This is a genomic window from Streptomyces sp. NPDC001843 (assembly GCF_042891955.1).
Taxonomy (GTDB): domain Bacteria; phylum Actinomycetota; class Actinomycetes; order Streptomycetales; family Streptomycetaceae; genus Streptomyces.
The window spans coordinates 239,499-257,279 of record NZ_JBIATQ010000002.1 but is presented as its reverse complement, the minus strand read 5'-3'; the positions used below and the strand labels follow the sequence as shown (position 1 = coordinate 257,279).

At 72.0% G+C, this 17,781-nt stretch carries 11 protein-coding genes; 9 read left to right on the top strand and 2 right to left on the bottom strand.

Annotated features, from left to right (window positions below):
* Positions 1-18: 18 nt before the first annotated feature.
* A complete protein-coding gene (locus ACFYZQ_RS06505) occupies positions 19-3,333 on the bottom strand; it encodes a right-handed parallel beta-helix repeat-containing protein (RefSeq protein ID WP_389142305.1) in 3,315 nt (1,104 codons plus the stop codon).
* A 62-nt stretch (positions 3,334-3,395) separates the two neighbouring features.
* Here ACFYZQ_RS06505 and ACFYZQ_RS06500 point away from each other — a divergent pair, with 62 nt between their 5' ends.
* Entirely contained in the window at positions 3,396-4,580 is a 1,185-nt protein-coding gene (locus ACFYZQ_RS06500) for a S8 family serine peptidase (RefSeq protein WP_389142303.1), read from the top strand.
* 153 nt (positions 4,581-4,733) lie between these two features.
* Here the strand turns inward: ACFYZQ_RS06500 and eccCa are convergent, their stop codons facing one another.
* Complete coding sequence (eccCa, locus tag ACFYZQ_RS06495) at positions 4,734-8,726, bottom strand: type VII secretion protein EccCa (protein ID WP_389143206.1); 3,993 nt, start codon at positions 8,724-8,726, stop codon at positions 4,734-4,736.
* A gap of 233 nt (positions 8,727-8,959) precedes the next feature.
* On the opposite strand from eccCa, the gene eccD reads away from it, so the two are divergent.
* The 8 genes from eccD (at position 8,960) to ACFYZQ_RS06455 (ending at position 17,780) form a co-directional block, all read left to right on the top strand.
* Entirely contained in the window at positions 8,960-10,360 is a 1,401-nt protein-coding gene (eccD, locus tag ACFYZQ_RS06490; RefSeq protein WP_389142301.1) for a type VII secretion integral membrane protein EccD, read from the top strand.
* A 16-nt stretch (positions 10,361-10,376) separates the two neighbouring features.
* Positions 10,377-11,852, top strand: coding sequence for a type VII secretion protein EccB (gene eccB, locus ACFYZQ_RS06485; protein ID WP_389142299.1), 1,476 nt, complete (start codon positions 10,377-10,379; stop codon positions 11,850-11,852).
* 195 nt (positions 11,853-12,047) lie between these two features.
* Positions 12,048-12,392, top strand: coding sequence for a hypothetical protein (locus tag ACFYZQ_RS06480; protein ID WP_389142297.1), 345 nt, complete (start codon positions 12,048-12,050; stop codon positions 12,390-12,392).
* Positions 12,393-12,490: 98 nt separating this feature from the next.
* Positions 12,491-12,814 (top strand): WXG100 family type VII secretion target, encoded by a 324-nt coding sequence (locus tag ACFYZQ_RS06475; RefSeq protein ID WP_389143203.1) that lies wholly within the window; start codon positions 12,491-12,493, stop codon positions 12,812-12,814.
* Positions 12,815-12,918: 104 nt separating this feature from the next.
* Positions 12,919-13,380 (top strand): type VII secretion system-associated protein, encoded by a 462-nt coding sequence (locus ACFYZQ_RS06470; protein WP_389142295.1) that lies wholly within the window; start codon positions 12,919-12,921, stop codon positions 13,378-13,380.
* Between the two features lie 57 nt (positions 13,381-13,437).
* On the top strand, positions 13,438-16,875 hold the full coding sequence (locus tag ACFYZQ_RS06465) for an AAWKG family protein (RefSeq protein ID WP_389142293.1): 3,438 nt from the start codon (positions 13,438-13,440) through the stop codon (positions 16,873-16,875).
* A 46-nt stretch (positions 16,876-16,921) separates the two neighbouring features.
* The gene (locus tag ACFYZQ_RS06460) at positions 16,922-17,410 is read left to right on the top strand and encodes a YbaB/EbfC family nucleoid-associated protein (protein ID WP_389142291.1); all 489 of its coding nucleotides are present in this window, start codon (positions 16,922-16,924) and stop codon (positions 17,408-17,410) included.
* Positions 17,411-17,444: 34 nt separating this feature from the next.
* A complete protein-coding gene (locus ACFYZQ_RS06455; protein WP_389142289.1) occupies positions 17,445-17,780 on the top strand; it encodes a hypothetical protein in 336 nt (111 codons plus the stop codon).
* The last annotated feature ends 1 nt before the right edge of the window (position 17,781 follow it).

The window sequence follows — 17,781 nt, the reverse complement described above, 5'->3', positions numbered from 1 at the left end:
ACCGCGCGGGCCGCCGTGTCACGCGCCGAGAGCCGCCGGCAGGTCCTCGGGCAACAGGGTCTGCAGCTCCGCCATCCCCGGGGCCTCCATCGCCGCCAGTCGCCTGGCCTGGCGCGTGGCCATCTGCTCCACCGTCTGACGGGCCAGACGGGCGTTGCCGAACGAACGGCCCCTGGGCAGTGACTCGAAGAACTCCAGCAGCGCGTCCGGCACCCGAGGGGCGCATTCGAAGCCGGAGGCCGCCGCCTGCCGGTGCACGATGGTGACCAGTTCCTCCGACGTGTAGTCCGGGAACTCGATCCGCCGGGAGAAGCGTGAGGCCAGGCCCGGGTTGGAGGCCAGGAAGCGGTGCATCTCGTCGGTGTAGCCGGCGACGATCACGACGACCTCGTCCCGGTGGTCCTCCATCAGCTTCAGCAGCGTGTCCACCGCCTCCCTGCCGAAGTCCGAAGGCGAGCCCTCCGGCGTCAGGGTGTAGGCCTCGTCGATGAACAGCACACCGCCGAGCGCCTTCTCGAACACCTCCTGGGTGAGCTGCGCGGTGTGCCCGACGTACCGCCCGACCAGGTCGGCGCGGGAGACCTCGACCAGCTGGCCGCGCGGCAGTGCGTCCAGGGAGCGCAGCAGCTTCCCGTACAGCCGGGCGACCGTCGTCTTGCCGGTGCCGGGCGGACCGGCGAAGACCAGGTGGCGGTTGATGCGCGAGGCGGGCAGACCGGCCGCCTGCCGGCGCTGGGACGCCGAGAGCAGGTTGATCAGGTCGGTCACCTCGTGTTTGACGCTCTGCAGGCCGACCATCGCGTTCAGTTCGTCGAGCGGTGAGGCCGAGGCGGCTCCTTCGGAGGTCGCCTTGACCGCGGCGGCGGCCGCCTCGCCGACGTCCTGCGGCAGCAGCAGGGTGAGGTCGTGCTCGCCGGCTTCGGGCAGGGTGGCCAGGCGGAGCGCCTGCCGGTCCACCATCTCCTCGAAGATCTGCCTGGCGACGCGGCCGTTGCCGAAGCTGGAACCCCGGTGCATCTCCCGGAAGTGCACCTCGAGCGCCTGCCTGGTCTCGGGCACGAGTTCGTAGCGGTGCCGCGCGCACTGGGACTCCACGATGGTCACCAGCTCGTCCACCGTGTAGTTGACGAACTCGATGGTCCGGGCGAAGCGGGAGGCCAGACCGGGGTTGACCGCGAGGAAGGACTCCATCTCCTTGGAGTATCCGGCAGCGATCACCACCACGTCGTCCCGGTGGTCCTCCATCAGCTTGACCAGGGTGTCGATGGCTTCCCGGCCGAAGTCGGCCCCGGAGCCCTTGCTGTCCGAGGCCAGCGTGTAGGCCTCGTCGATGAACAGCACACCGCCGAGCGCCTTCTCGAACACCTCCGTGGTCTTGATGGCCGTGCCGCCGACGATCTGGGCGACCAGATCGGCCCGGGACACCTCGACCAGGTGTCCGGAGCGGAGCGCGCCGAGCTCGGTCAGGACGGACCCGTAGAGCCGGGCGACCGTCGTCTTGCCGGTTCCGGGGGCGCCAGCGAAGATCAGGTGGCGGCTCATCGGCGGGGCGGGCATGCCCAGGCTGGCCCGGCGCTGCGCCAGCCGCGCCAGGTTGACGAGTCCCTTGACCTGCCGTTTGACCCCCTCGAGGCCGACCAGTGCCTCCAGCTCCGCGAGGGGTCCGTCCGGTTCTTCCGCGGCCTCGGCACCGGCCCCCGGGCCCACGGGGTCCGGTTGCGGTGCGCCGTCCCAGGCGTCCCGGGAACCGTTGCCCACGCTCGTCAGGTTGTCCACGAGCAGCCGTGCGCCGTCCTTCGCGGTGTGCCGCAGTCCGGCGCCCCGGTTGTCGCTGACGGTGCAGCCGGCCACGGAGACCTGGTGGGTGGTCTCGACGCGTATGCCGTCCGCTCTTCCGCCGACCACCTCGCATCCGTTGAGCGCCGCCCGTGCCCCGGCGGCCAGCAGCACGCCGTGCGACCCGGAGGCGGTGATCCGGTTGCGCAACGCGGACACCTCGCCGCCCTCCTCGACCCTGATGCCCTCCGCGGCGCCCGCGTCGACGACGGTGTCGCGGATGTCGGCGAGACCGCCCGCACCGACCAGTACACCGGGCCCGGTGGCACCGGTCAGCGTGCTGTTGCCGATGTATGGGCGGCCGTCGGTGTCGACCCGCAGGGCGGCGCCGCCCGCCTTCTCGACCTCGCAGTACTCCAGCCGGCCCCGGCCGCCCTGGACGACCTCCACACCGTGGCCGCCGGACGACATCACCCTCGCCCTGCGCAGCAGCGGATTGGCCCCGGAGCGCACGGAGATGCCCACTCCGGGGGCCGACTGCACCTCGAGTCCGTCGAACTCCGCCGCGGACTCACCGGTCAGCAGCACGGCGGCGCTTCCCGAGCAGTCCCGCACGACGGTCCGCAGCAGCATGGGCGCCGCGCTGTCGGTGGCCAGGACACCCGATCCGGCGCAGTCCGCGAAGTCGCAGTCCTCGTACGTCCCGCGGGCCCGCCCGGTGACACCCAGGCCGCTGCCCCCGGCCCGCCGGACCCGGCAGCGGCGCAGCACCGGTTCGGCGCCCGCGGAGACGAGGATCCCGTGCTCGGCGGTGGCGAGGACGTCCAGCTCCGTCAGCTCCGGGCGGGCGTCGCTGGTCACCAGCACACCCGTGACGAGGTCGTGCAGGGCGGTGCGCAGCACCCGGGTGGCACTGTGCTGCTCCAGCGCGATCCCGGGCTTGTCCGTGCGGGAGATGTCGCAGTCCTCGACGGTGCCCCGGGTCTGCCCGTTGGCCAGCACGCCGTTGCCCCGGGCGTCCCGCATCGTGCACCCGCGTACGGTGGTACGGGCCCGCTCGCTGAGGACCACCGCCGAACTGCCGAGGTGCTCCAGGACGCAGTCCGCGACGACGCTCTCCTCCGCGGAGGTGTCGACGATCCCGGCCCCCGCCGGGTTGCTGATCCGGCAGTGCCGCATCGCGAGTGAACCGGTGTTCCGGCTCAGCACCGCCGTCCACCCGTTGCCGACGATCTCGCAGCCGTCGAACGCGGCCTGGCCGTGGAAGGCGTCGACCACCGGCGCGTCGTCGTCCTCGGGGCCGCGCAGCAGCAGATCGGTGAGCATGACCGCGTCCGTCAGCAGCGTCACGGCGGAACCCGTGCGGGGGGCGATCTCGGCGCTGCCGCGGGCACCTGAGGCGACGACGGTCACGCGTGTGGAGAGGGTGAGGTTCTCCTCGTACCGTCCGGGCGCGACACTGATCACCGCTCCCGTGCGTGCGGCGGCCACGGCCTCGCCGATCGTCCGGAAGGCGTCCGGCCCGTCGGGACCGACCGTGAGCATCTGGCGTGCCACGCTCGAATCTCCTCCTAGCGTAGGGCAGTTGGGGGCTTCGGCGTGGTTCTATCATGCGCCACATGCGACGCGCTCCGTCACCGGCCACCCTGTTCACCGTCCCGTTGACCTCTGTCTTCCCTGCCGTCTTCCTCGCCGCTTTCCTGACCGTTTTCCTGCTCGGAATCCCGCCCGCCGCCGCCTCCGTGCCCCTGCCGACCATGCCCGTCCGGCTCGGCACCAAGGAGTCGTGTACGGCGGCGTCCACCCGGACCGCCACCGCCGCCTCCTGGGCGCAGCAGAGCCTGGGGCTGCCGCGCGCCTGGCAGTTGACGCAGGGGGCCGGTGTCACGGTCGGCGTGGTCGACACCGGAGTCACGCCGGGTGCGGCGGCCTTGTCCGGGCGCGTCACGGCAGTGGGTGCGGCGGGCGACGACTGTGTCGGTCACGGCAGTTTCGTGGCCGGTCTCGTCGCGGCCGGGCCGACCGGCTCGACCGCCTTCGAGGGCGTCGCGCCACGGGCCCGGGTGCTGGCGGTGCGCGGGACGGACACCAGGGGCACGGCCACGGCCGGCCTGGTGGCGGACGGCATCCGCACGGCCGTCGACCACGGGGCCCAAGTGGTCCTGGTGTCGGCGGCGTTGAGCGACGGCGAGGACGAACTGACGGCGGCCGTCGGGTACGCCACCCGGCACGACACTCTCGTCGTGGCCCCGGCCGCGCCCGACGTCACCTCCTGGAGCGAGTCGGCGGCGCCGACCCGCTACTGGCCCGCGGCGGCGCCGGGAGCCCTGTCCGTGGTGGGCGTAACCGCGAACGGTACGCCGTTGCAGAGCGCCAAGGGTGTGACGGGGGCCGCGCTGACCGCGCCCGGCGGCGGAATCGTCAGCATCGGCGCCCGTGGCACCGGCCACTACCTCAGCGCCGGTTCCTCACTCGCCGCCGCGCTCACCGCGGGGACGGCCGCGCTGGTCAGGTCCTACCACCCCGATCTGAAAGCCGCTCAGGTCGCCGAGCGCCTCACCGTGTCCGCCGCGCCGGCCGCCCTCGCGCCACGGCTGGACCCGTACTCCGCGGTCTCCATGGTCCCCGGCTCCGGCCCGGCAGCGCGGGCCGCGGCGCCCGGCGCGGTCCGTATCGCCCTGCCGTCCGACCGGCCGCGGCAGCGGGCGGCGTGGGCGGCGGCCGGGGCGCTGCTCCTGGTGCTGGTCGTGGCGGCCGCGCTGGTGGTGACCCCCAGGGGCCGGGCACGCGGCTGGCGGCCTTAGGGGTCCTTTCACCATGCCCGTCCGGGTCGCGCGGCCTGGCACCGCACCGCCGACCACCGTTGCCGACGGCCCCCGGAGCGCGCCCGGCGGAAGCGCAGGAGGCCTCCGGGGCGGCTCCGGCAGGCGGGGACGTGCCGGACGCGGTCCCGTGTCTCAGCCCTCGGGGACCTGCGCCGTCTGCACCATCGTGACCTTCCGGCGGGCCACCCGCATGGCCCGGCCCGGCGGGAGGACGCGTGGCTTGACGTTGCCGAAGAAGTACCCCTCGGCGGGTGGGCAGGACAACATCAGGCCGGGCGAGTTGACCTCCGTCATCCGCCGCAGCAGCGCCTCGTTCAGGCCCCGGCCCGCACCCGAGGCGGAGCGGGCGACGACCATGTGCAGTCCGACCTCGTAACCGAGGGGAAGGTGGTCGAGGAGGGGCAGGAAGGGGTTGTTGCCCGGTCCGGCGCCGACCATGTCGTAGTCGTCGACCAGGACGAACAGCCGCGGTCCCTGCCACCAGTCGCACTGCCGCATCCGGGACGGGGCGACGTCCGGCCCCGGGAGACGCAGGTTGATGGCCCGGGCGGTCCCGGAGACGAGGTCCCTGAGCGCGTCGACGGAGACGGCGTGGCCCAGCCGGTACTCGGCGGGAACCTCGTCCACCAGGTCGCGCCGGTAGTCGACCAGCAGGATCCGGGCCTCCTCGGGGGTGTACCGCTGGATGATCGCCCGCGCCAGCAGCCGCAGCAGGTTGGTCTTGCCGCTCTCGGTGTCGCCGACGACGATCAGATGGGGGGTCTCCGCGAAGTCGTGCCAGGCGGGCGCGAGTTTGTCCTCCTCGACGCCGAGGGCGACGCGCAGGCCGGCCGGCGCGGCGGCGGAGACCTCGGGGGCGGGCAGTTCGGCGGTGGATATCCGTCCGGGCAGCAGTCGCACCTCCGGTGCGGGCAGGCCCGTCCAGTGTTCGCCGATCTCGGTGACGAGGCTCGTGATGCCGTCGGTGAGGTCGGCGGCGTCGCCGACGCCGTCGATGCGCGGCAGGGCCGCGATCCAGTGCAGCTTGGCGTCCGTTGTCAGGCCACGGCCGGGGATCCGGGGCACGGTGGCCGCCTTGCGGATGTCCACCATGGACTCCATGGCGTCGCCCATCCGCAGCTCCAGGCGCGTGCCCGACTGGTCGCGGATGGCTGCGGCGAGTTCCACCCAGCGGGCGGTGGTGACGACGAGGTGGATGCCGAAGTTCAGCCCGCGGGTGGCGATCCTGGTGAAGACGGGGATGAGGTCCTGGTGGTCCTGGCGTACCGTGGCCCAGCCATCGACCACGACGAAGACGTCGCCGAGCGGCTCGTCCGGGAATTCACCGGCGGCCCGGCGGCGCCGGTACTCGGGCATCGAGTCGATGCCACGAGTCAGGAAGAACCGCTCCCGTTCGTCCAGCATGGCGCTGACCTCGGCGACCGTACGGCCGATGCGTTCGGTGTCGACCCGGGCCGCGACGGAGCCCACGTGCGGCAGCGCGGCGAGCGGGACGAGGGAGCCGCCGCCGAAGTCCAGGCAGTAGAACTGCACCTCGCGCGGGGTGTGGGTGAGGGCGAGCACGCAGATCAGGGCACGGACCACGGTGCTCTTGCCGCTCTGCGGGCCGCCGGCCACGGCCAGGTGGCCGCCGGCGCCGGACAGGTCGACCGTCAGCAGGTCGCGGACCTGGTCGAAGGGCCGGTCCACGATGCCGAGCGGCACCGAGAGCCGGCCGCGCCCGGGCCAGTCGGCCGTGGTGAGGCCGTACTCGCCGTGCGGGGCCAGCGGCGGCAGGATCTGGTCGAGGGTGGGCGGGACGTCCAGGGGCGGCAGCCACACCTGGTGGGCGGGCGGACCGGAGTCCCGCAGCCGCTCCAGGGCGACGGACAGCAGGGTCGGGCCGCCGGGCGCGTCGGGGTCGGTCTGGACGACGCCGGCCTCGGGCTCCTCGGGTTCGTCGGGCAGCGTGCGGGGCGCCACCCACTCCGTCGTCCACGGCACGATCTCCCGGGCCGCCCGCGAGCGCGCGACGGTGCCGCTCCGCTCGGTGTACGGCCCGGACACGTAGGCCGCCCGGAAGCGGGTCAGTTCCCCGACGCCGTCCTTGAGGTAGCCGCTGCCGGGCTGGGGCGGCAGCGAGTAGGCGTCCGGCACGCCGAGCACGCCGCGGCTCTCCATGGCGGAGAAGGTCCGCAGACCGATCCGGTACGACAGATGGCTCTCCAGCTGGTGCATACGGCCCTCGTCGAGGCGTTGCGAGGCCAGCAACAGATGCACGCCGAGGGATCGTCCCAGACGGCCGATCATGACGAAGAGCTCCATGAACTCCCGGTGCGCGGCGAGCAGTTCGCTGAACTCGTCGACCACCACGAACAGGCTCGGCAGCGGTTGCAGCGGGGCCCCGCCGGCGCGTGCCCGCTCGTACTCCAGCGCCGAGGTGTAGTTGCCGGCCGCCCGCAGCAGCTCCTGGCGTCGTATCAGCTCGCCGTGCAGGGCGTCCTGCATCCGGCCGACCAGGGCGACCTCGTCGGCGAGGTTGGTGATGACGGCGGACGTGTGCGGCAGGCTGTCCAGGCCGAGGAAGGTGGCGCCGCCCTTGAAGTCCACCAGCACGAAGTTGAGGGTCTCCGAGGAGTGGGCGAGGGCCAGCGCGAGGACCAGGGTGCGCAGGGTCTCGCTCTTGCCTGAGCCGGTGGCGCCGATCAGCATGCCGTGCGGTCCCATGCCGCCCTGCGCGGACTCCTTGATGTCCAGTACGACGGGCTGCCCGTCCGCGCCCACCGCGATCGGCACCCGGAGCCGGTCGGCGGGGCCGCGCCGGTCCCAGAGCTCCTTCGGCTCGAAGCGGCGCAGGTCCCTGATGCCCAGCAGGGTGGTCAGTTCGATGTCCGTGGACAGCGGCTCCGCGGCGTCACCGCCGAAGCCCATGCGGTACGGGGCCAGCAGTTGTGCCAGCGTGGCCGCCGACGTCCGCCCGAGCCGGTCGGGGCGGCCCAGCAGCGCGGACTGCTCCTGGCGGTTGCGGTCGGTGCGCACGAGGCTCACCTGCCCGGTGTCCCCCGCGAAGTCCAGGCGCAGCGTGGTGCGTCCGGGCCGCCAGGTCAGCTCGCCGGAGAGGTCGAGGACGGTGACGTTGCGGAACCCGGTTCCGTCGAAGCGGTGCCCGGACGGCACCTGGCCGCCGTCCAGCACGATCACGGCGAACGGCTCCTCCCGGCCCGGGCCGGCGTCCGGGTCGAACGGCGGCCGCTCCGCGAACTCGGCGCCCAGCAGGTCCTCCAGGGCGCCCGCCGAGTGCACCACCATCCGGGCCGGGCCCGCCCCGTCGTGTTCGTCGGGATGCAGGGCGTGCGGCAGCCACTTGGCCCACTCCCAGGCCGGCCGGCGGTCGTCGGCCACGCAGAACGCGATCCACAGGTCCTCGGGCGAATGGAAGACGGCGAGCTGGGCCACCATGGCCCGCACCGCCGCCCTGATCCGCTCCTCGTCGCCCCGGAACAGCACCCGCGACCAGGCCCGCAGCGACAGTGCGATCGGCTGGTCGGGGACGGTGGTGTAGGCCCGGATGAAGCTGCGCAGCGCGTGCGCGGACAGCGGCTCCAGGTCCTCCACCGGCTTGGTGGACAGTGGCGCGAGCCGCAGACCGAGCCGCTGCCCGCCCACCGCGACGCGCACCTCCGCGAAGTCGTCGTGCGCCGGCCGGCGCTCCCACAGCCGGGTCGAGCGCACCATCGACGACAGGGCGCCCGGCTCGGGATGCCGCCAGCCGAGCGCGACCTGCTGCTGCACGAAGGCGCCCCGCACCTGCTGCCGGGTCTGCCGCAGATAGCGCAGGTAGTCGCGCCGCTCACCCTTGAGCCGGCGCTTGCGCTCGCTGGACTTGCGCATGACCTGACCGAGCATCATCATGCCGGACGCCGCGAGCATCATGGCGAGCGCGGTGTAGGCCAGCGTCGAGTTGCCGCCTCCCATCCGCAGGAACATCAGCATCATGGACGCCGACATCATGCCCATGGGCAGGTAGTTCCAGATGGCCGAGTTGTCCGGGACGACCTCCGGGAGGGTCGGGGGCTCCTGGAGACTCAGCTCCCCCTCGGGCATGTCCGGCGCCCGGCGCCGGGCCGGACGGCGGAAGATGACCACGCTCAACGAACGGCCTCCTTCGAGGCGGAATACGGGGAAAACGGGCCCCGGCACCGGACGGTGTCGGGGCCGTCGTACGGCCTTGTAGATTACGGCCGTTCAACTTCCCGTTCACAAACGGGAGTTACGCTCCCGCTTCCAATGACGGAACACGCGGTGAAGTGCCCTGCCCGGCCCCTGGACCGGGGCGGCGCAGGCACGCACCGCACACCGCTGTGAAGGACGAGCCACCAGTGACCGACAGCGCGACGGCGGGGCTGTGCCGTATCACGGTACGTGCCCCTTCGAAGTCCATGGACCTCGCGGTCCCCGGCGACATCCCGGTCGCCGAACTCCTGCCGGCCCTCGTCGAGTACGGCGGCGCGGACCTCGCCGAATCGGGTCTCGAACACGGCGGCTGGATCCTGCAGCGCCTCGCCGGCCGGCCACTCGACGAGGAGGCGACCCTCGACGCAGCCGGACTGCGTGACGGCGAGGTCCTCTACCTTCGCCCACGCGCCGACGCCCTGCCCGAACCGCACTTCGACGACCTGGTGGACGGCATCGCCACCACCATGAGCCGTCGGCCCCACGCCTGGACCCCGGAACTGAGCCGCACGGTACTGATCGGCTGCGCGGTCGCGGCGCTCGGCGCCGGCCTGGCCGTACTGGGGCTGCCCGGCCAGGAGCCGTGGACCCAGGCCGCGGTGGCGCTCGGCGCCGGGCTGCTGCTGCTCGCGGGGGCCGCCTCGGCGAGCCGCGCGGTCGGCGACGCCGGGACCGGTGCGGCGCTCGGCGTGGTGGCCGCCGGGTACTGGTCGTACGCCGGCTGGCTGCTGCCCGGAGGGTCACTGCACGGCACCGGCGGCGCCGAGGTGCTCGGGTCCCGGCTGCTCGCCGCCTCGGCCGCCGGAGCCGGCGCCGCGGTGCTGGCGCTCGCCGCGGTGGCCGCGCTCACCCCGCTGTTCCTGTCCATGGCGACGGTCGCGGCGGCGGGTGCCCTGCTGGGCGCCCTCATGATCGGCTTCGATCTGTCCGCGCGGGACGCGACGAGCGTCGTCGTCCTGGTCACCGTCGTGTTCGGCGCGCTCGTGCCGGCCATGTCGTTCCGGCTGTCCGGTCTGCGCACCCCGCCGCTGCCGACCAACGCGGCGCAGCTTCAGCAGGGCATCGACCCGCACCCCAGCGCGGACGTCGCCGCCCGCACGCAGGTCGCCGACGGCTGGATGACCGCCCTGCTCACCGCCGCCGGACTGATCTGCCTGGGCTGCCTGGCCGCCCTCGTCGTCCCGTTCGACGCGCCCGGCGGCGCCATGGCCGGAGCCCTGGCGCTGCTGCTGGTCCTGCACGGCCGCGGCATGGGCAGCCTCTGGCAGCGGCTCGCCCTGATCGTGCCCGGCGCCCTGGGAGCGGTCGGCCTGGCCGTCACGCTCGCCCGGACACTCGCCCCCGGGTCCCGGCTGCTGCTGGTGGCCGGGCTGGCCGCGGTCGCCGCCGCCCTCGCCATCGCCTCCTGGACGGTGCCGGGCCGGCGCCTCGTGCCGTACTGGGGCCGCGCCGCCGAACTGCTGCACTCCGCCGCCGCGGTCAGTCTGCTGCCGCTCGCCCTGTGGGTGCTCGGCGTGTACGGCTCGCTGCGGTCGCTGAGCCTCTGAGACGGGAGCGGACGTCATGCAGAACCGCCGCGACCAGGTCCAGGCACACATGTTCACCATGGGACGGCTCACCTCGGGCCTGCTGCGCACCGACCTCGACGCACCGGAGAGCCCCGTCGGCCGCACCAACCGGGGCCTGGCCATGGGGATCGTCGTCGCCCTCCTGATGTGCGCCGGAGCTTTCGTCTTCGGCCTGATCTCCCCCGGCGGCAGCGGCACCTGGCAGGTGCCGGGCAAACTGATCGTCGACGGGCGTACCGGCGCCCGCTACCTGTACGCGGACGGCCGGCTGCGCCCCGTACGGAACTACGCCTCCGCGCTGCTGCTGGTCGGTTCCCAGAAACTGGGCACCACCACGGTCGGCCATGAGACGCTGCGGCGCGCACCGCGAGGCCCGGCGGCCGGGCTGGAGGGGGCGCCGGACACCCTTCCCGACGGTGGCGACCTGACGGCCCGCCGGCCCTGGCTGGTCTGCTCCACGGACGCCTCGTCGGCGAGGACGACGCTGGCGGTCGCCTCCTCGGCCGCCGACTCGGGCGGCCGGCTCCCGGCGCACCGCGCGGTACTGGTGGCGGGACCGGACGGCACCCGGTATCTGGTGTGGCAGGGCAGCAGGCTGCGGATCGACAGCCGCAGCGGCGCGCTGGAGAGTCTCGGCTACGGGACGACGGCCGCACGGCCGGTCTCGGCGGCCTTCCTCAACGCCCTCCCCGCCGGACCGGACCTGGCCCCCGCGGCCGTTCCCGGGATCGGCGACGCCGGTCCGTCCCTGGGCGGCACGAGCACCAGGATCGGGCAGGTCTTCCAGACCCGTGTGCCCGGTTCGGGCACCCAGTACTACCTGGTGCGCCAGGAGGGCCTGGTCCCCCTCACGGCCACTGGGGCGGCCCTGCAACTCGGCGCCCCGGACACGGTCAAGAAGGCGTACGGGGGCGGCGCCGCCACAGCCCGGCAGGTGCAGGCCGGGACGCTGGGCGGCCACCTCGCGGGCGTGTCGGACGCCGGCGGGAGCGCTCTGCCGGCGTCTCCGCCCGATGTCACCGGGGTGCCGGACGGGTCCGCTGTCTGCGCGAGCGTCCGGCCCGGTGCGGCCACCGGCTCCGTGGTGCACGTCGACGTCCGCATGGTGCCCGTCTCCGGTCTCGCCTCCGCCGCCGAGCGTACCGACACGTCCTCGGACACCGTCCCGGCCTGCCTGCCCGTGGACGCCGTCGCCGTGGCCCCGGGCGGCGGCGCCCTGGTCCAGGCGCTCAGCGCGGGCGGGGGTGACGTCGGCGGCAGCACCTACCTGGTCGGTGACACCGGCGCGAAGTACCGGGTGCCGACGGACAAGGACCTCGGCGCGCTCGGCTACTCCGCCGGCGAGATCGCCCGGGTCCCGGCGTTGCTGCTCGCGATGCTGCCGTCCGGCCCCGACCTGGACGCGGACGCCGCCGCGCGGGGGCGTGTTGCCGGCCATGGGGGCGGCGGGTGCAGCGGGACGAGCGGCTGAGGGGACGGCTCGGCCGCGCCCCACCCGTACGGGCTTCCGCGGTTATCGGGAAATGAATTCTCAACTGCGCACCCTGTGAGGGGAGTTGAGAAATGGTATAGGTGTTCATGATCCGACTGCCCGTGCGAGACAGGCGAGTTGGAAGCCTGTCCCGATGGGGCCGGCTGTCGTCCAGAGCGAGAAAGAGGAGGCGCCATGTCCGAGATGACCAGTGGCCAGCAGTCGTCGGAGTCATCGACCCAACGCGGCATCAATGCGCTGGAGCAGGCGCACAGCGCCATCTCCCGTTCGAAGCAGGACGTCGATGACACCAAGCACAGCCTGTCGTCCACGTACACGGGCGGAGACGGCCACGGTTACCAGGACCTGCTCACCGCCTGGGACGAGCAGTGCCAGATCATCCTGAACAACCTGCAGGACATGATCGACAAACTGCAGCGGAGCGGCACGCAGCACAGGCAGACACAGAGCGCTGCCACGGACGCCATCCATCACGCCCGGAGCGCCGGCCAGGCCGCGTTCGACGCCCTCGCCGGATGAACTGACCGCCGCCGACGGTCCGGGCCCCGCCGCCGGGCCTCCCGGCACCCCCACTTCTCCCGCACCCCCGAAAGGAACGAGGACAGACCATGGACCCCCTGAACCCGAACCTGGAAGACGGTCTCATCCATGTCGAGTACCGTTACGCCGACAACGCCGCCGACGACATGGTGAACCAGACCCGGGCGATCGAGGGCACGCTGAGCAGCCTGGAGGAGGAGCTTAACGAGCTGAAGAAGACCTGGCAAGGTGACGACGCCGAGATCTACAAGCAGAAGCAGGCCGCCTGGGACGCGGCGATGGTCGCCATGGAGAACCTGCTCGACTCGAACGCCGCCCTGCTCAACGACGTCGTCGGCCAGTACAAGTACACCGAGCAGAGCCTCACCAACCTCTGGTCCGAGGTCACCATCGGTCGCTGACCCATGCCCGGCCGGGATACCGCACCCCAGCGCGGCCCGGTCGCCGGCCCCGCGTACGGCGGCCCCGTCCGGGCCGTACGCCGACCCCTTGAGAGGAAGAACCCGTGAACGCGAACCTCACCCACCTCGATTCTGCTGCCCTCACCGCGTTCGCGGACCACGACGTCGCCACGTTCCACGACGATCTCAAGAAGCTCGACGCCGACTCCGATGCTCCCTCGATGAAGGGACTCAGAGACGGCACCACGACCGCGGCGACCGAGGGACTGGTCAAACCGCTCGCGATCGGTCTGATGGCCAAGGACGAGGGCGGTCACATCGACGGCGTCGACTTCACCAAGGCCGTCGGCGGCGGTATCGACGCGCTGGTCACCATCCTCGACCAGCAGAAGAAGCTCTTCACCGACATCGAGGCCAACCTCCGCACCACCGTCAGCGAACTGCTGAAGACGCAGGGTTCGAACCTGGCCGAGATCAAGGCCGAGGACTTCATGAAGGGCTTCTCCGACGTCGACGGCGACTTCGACAAGTCCTCCGGCTCAGGCGGTGGCGGCAAGCAGCAGTAACCGCGCTCCGGCCCGCGCCTCCAGATCCCCCACCGTCCTCCCACCCCGGAGCGTCCCTTGGCCCCCGACTACGGCAATGACTACTGGGCGATAGCCGTCAACCTCCTGACCGGCTATCCGATGCCGTCCCGTGACAACGTCTTCAGCGACGTGACCGGTGACGCCAAGGTCCCCATGCTCAACGTCACGATCGAGGACCGGACCTGGTCGGGGACGGTCCCCGACGCCGGGACGGGCGGCGAGGACGTGGACGGACACGACTTCGTCATCCCGTTCTTCATCGCCGGCTCGGACGGGGCCAGCGAGAAGAAGCCGATCCTGCGCCGCGCGGTGTTCGACTTCGTCACCGCCGGACCGAAGATGGCGTACGGGGACGCCTACTGGAGCGACGAGACCAAGCATGCCCTGGACGGCAAGGCGCTCGGGCAGTACATAGGCGGTTCGCTGGACGCGCTGCAGGCCATCGCATTCGCCCCGTACTCCTCCGTGGGGCTCAAGCTGAGCGGCGCTGCCGTCGTGGACGCGGCGGCTGTCGACATGAACACGTTCTACCGGGCCGCCGGGGCGTTCGACCGGGTCGGCCAGTTCTTCGTCAACCACGCCGCGACGGTCAAGCAGTGGCAGGACTCGCTGGGCAAGGAGGACGCCGCCTGGAAGGGCAAGGCAGCCGGCGTCTTCAAGGAGCTGATCGACACGCTCCAGAAGAACTACCAGAGCTACGCCGACCAGATGCACCCGAGTGACTTCAAGGGAGCGAACACCTGGCAGCCGCACTTCTACACCTCGATCACCAAGCAGGGCGACGCGCTGATCGGGGCCGGAAACGCCGTCCTCGACGAGGCCCGGCACCTGCTCAGCACGGGTAAGAAGTGGGCCAGCGGGGCGAACGGCACCTACGCCGGCATGTCGGAGGAGGGGTCGGAGTCCCACCAGGTCGGCATCGGGAATACCGACGGCACCGTGTCGCAGGGCGCGGCGCTCTCCCACCTCGTCGGCATCGGGAATCCCTACGGGATCGTCCAGTCGCTTCTTCGCGAGGTCCTGTTGTGGGTGATGAAGCACAACTGGCCCGAAGTGCAGGTGACGACGAAGACCAGCTACGTCGGTGGCAACCAAGGAACGGGCGTGCTGGTCAAGGACACGGAGTACGGGACGACCGCCAACTTCAAGGAGAACTTTCCCGGCTTCGGCAACCTGAACGCCATGTCCACCTGGCAGGCGCTGGGCAAGGACGCGGTGAAAGCCTGGAACGACGCCGTCGACAGCCAGCTCGTGCCGGCCGCCAAGCAGTCGCTGTCGAACATCAACAACGCCTGGATCTCGGCCCAGCACGTCCTGGAGAACGTGGTGGAGACCAAGTCCACCAGCTCGCTGAGCAGTTCCTCCGACCCCTACGGCGACGGCAACGACGGCCAGGACACCGACAGCTATATCAAGCAGCTCCAGGACCAGGCCCAGAAGGCGATCGACGACGCCAACAAGGCGGCCCAGGACGCCATCGACAAGGCCAACGCGGCGGCCCAGGCGGCGCAGGACAAGGCCGAGAAGCAGGCCCAGGACGAGATCGACAAGATGCAGGCCGAGATGGAGAAACAGCAGGAGGAGGATCAGAACCCGCTCAAGCAGGTCCAGGACGAGGCGAACAAGCAGATCGACGACGCCAACAAGCAGGCGCAGGCGCAGGCCAACCAGTACCAGCAGCAGCTGACCGAGAGCCAGCAGGGCACCGGGAACATCAGCACCACCGGCTCGGACGGCCTCGGCGCCAACGGCGGCACCTCCCTCACCGGCGACGGCACTACGAGCCTGTCGACGACCAGCACAGGCAGCGGAGACCTCAGCACCACCGGATCGGACGGCCTCGGCGCCAACGGCGGCACCTCCCTCACCGGCGACGGCGGTACCAGCCTGTCGACGACCAGCACAGGCAGCGGAGACCTCAGCACCACCGGCGGCGACCCGCTCACCGGCGACGGCGGCGTGGCCGGCTCGCCGCTCGGCACCATCTCCTCGTCCGTGACGAACACGGGCGGCGGCAGCATCTCCGCGGGCGGCGGTCTCGGCGGCGGTCTCGGTGGCGGCCAGACCGGGACCGGGACGCTCGCCAACCCCGACGGCAGCATCACCCAGACCAACCCCGACGGCACCAAGGTCACCACCGCGCCCGACGGCACCGTCACCCGTGTCGACCCCGACGGCACCACCACGGTCACCCTCCCGGACGGGACCGTGCAGACCCAGAACCCCGACGGTACGGTCACCACGCACACCGGCGAGGGCACGGTCACCACCAACAACCCGAGTTCCGCGGGCGGCGGCGTCAGCACGAAGTACCCGGACGGGACGAGCACGACCGCGAACCCGGACGGCTCGACCACGGTCACCGAGTCCGACGGCACGACCACGACGACCGACCCGGGCACCGGCCAGGTCAGCACCCACTATGCCGACGGCACGTCCTCCGTGACCGCGCCCGACGGCACGATCACCACGACCCACCCGGACGGTTCCACCTCGGTCTCCCATCCGGACGGCAACACCTCCGTGACCGGCCCCGACGGGACGGTGACCACCTCCGACGGCCACGGCACGACGACGGTGCGCTATCCCGACGGCACGTCCCTGACGTCGCTTCCGGACGGCAGCACCAAGATCACGGGCCCCGACGGCACCGTGACTACGTCCGACGGCGCGGGCACGATCACCACGGCGAACCCGGACGGCTCGACGACGGTGACCCACCCGGACGGGACGATCTCGACCACGGGGCCCACGGGGTCGACCGTGACCGACACGGGTTCCGGAACCACGACGGACACGGGCCTCGGCTCCGGTTCCGGACTCGGCTCGGGCCTCGGCGCGACCGATGGCGGATCAGGCCTCGGTTCCGGCCTCGGCACGGGATCCGATCTGGGTTCCGGTGTGGCCACGGACACCGGAACCGGTCATGTCTCAACCGGACTCGGTGGCGCTTTCGGCCCCTCCGACTCCGCGAGCGTGCCGAGCGCCGCCGATCTGTCGGGCGGCGCCTCCGGCGTCGGCCACTCGGGCGACGGATACGCCTACGACGAGATGTCCGCGGGCGGCGGCGACCTCACCGGAAGCAACCCGTTCACCGCGTCGGAGGCTTCGCAGCAGTCCGCCGGCTCCGGGATGCCCATAGGTGGCATGGGCGGCATGGGCGGGATGGGCGGCAGTCAGGCCGGCAACGAGGCGCGCGACGAGCGGGTCCGCAACAGCGGAGCCCGCGGAAGCATCGGCACGCCCGGCCGGGGCAACAGGTCCCGCCGCCGCGCCGCGGAGGAGGAACTGTACGAGGAGGAAGAGGCCGCGTTCACCCCGGGCATGCCGTACGGCACCGCACCCGGCGCAGGCACTCGCCCGGAGCGTACGGCGACGGAGAGCGGTGACCGTGAGCGGTCGGCCTGGGTGCAGGAGGACGAGGACGTCTGGGGCACCGAGGAGGGCACGACGCCGGCGGTGATCGGGCGATGAGAGGAGCACGGCGGATGACGGCGGCGACCACAGGGGTGGGGCGGCGATGACCCGGCAGCAGCGTGGTGCGGCAGATCCCGTGGGCCCCGGCGATCCGCTGGAGCAGCGTCTCGGGCGGGCCATGGAGGAGCTCGAGCAGTTGCAGGGCGCCGTCGCACGGGCCGAGAAGCGGATGAACGACTTCTCGGCGGTGGTGGTCTCCCGGGACGGCTCGGTCGAGGTCAGTGTCGGCCCGCGCGGGGAGCTGACGGACCTGAAGTTCCTGGACGGCAAGTACCGCGAGATGTCGGCGCCGCAGCTGGCGGCCGCGGTCCTGGACGCCGTCGAGGAGGGCCGTCACCAGGCGACCCGTGAGGTCATGCGGCTGTTCAAGCCACTGACCGAGGCGAGCTCAACCATCGTGGGCCTGCCCGGAACGGAATTCGACTGGGACCGACTGCTGGGCCGTCAGGACTCCTCCCCGGCCGGGCGCGAGAGCACCTGGCAGGCGGCGAACGCCCGGCTGCGGGACGAGATCAGCGAAGACGACGAGTGACCACCATGAGTGACCACCAGCGGGGAGGCATACGGTGACCGGTCCGGCCTTCACCACCGATCCCGGCAACATCACGGCCGGCAGCAAGGCCATCAAGGAACTGGGCGAGGCGGCCAAGCACCTCGCCGACGCCTTCAGGGCCGCCATGGCCGACACCAGCTGGACCGGCGACGACAGTTTCGGCCGGGACCTGCGGCCGAAGTTCGTGAAGAACCGGGACTCCATCCAGGCCACGATCGACGCCATCTCCGACGGCATCTCGTCCATCGGCGACGGCACCATGGCGAACCTCGGCACGATGCAGAGCACCCAGAGTTCCGTCATCCAGAGCATCGAACAGCAGAGCGCGGCCACCGGGGGCCACCCGTAAC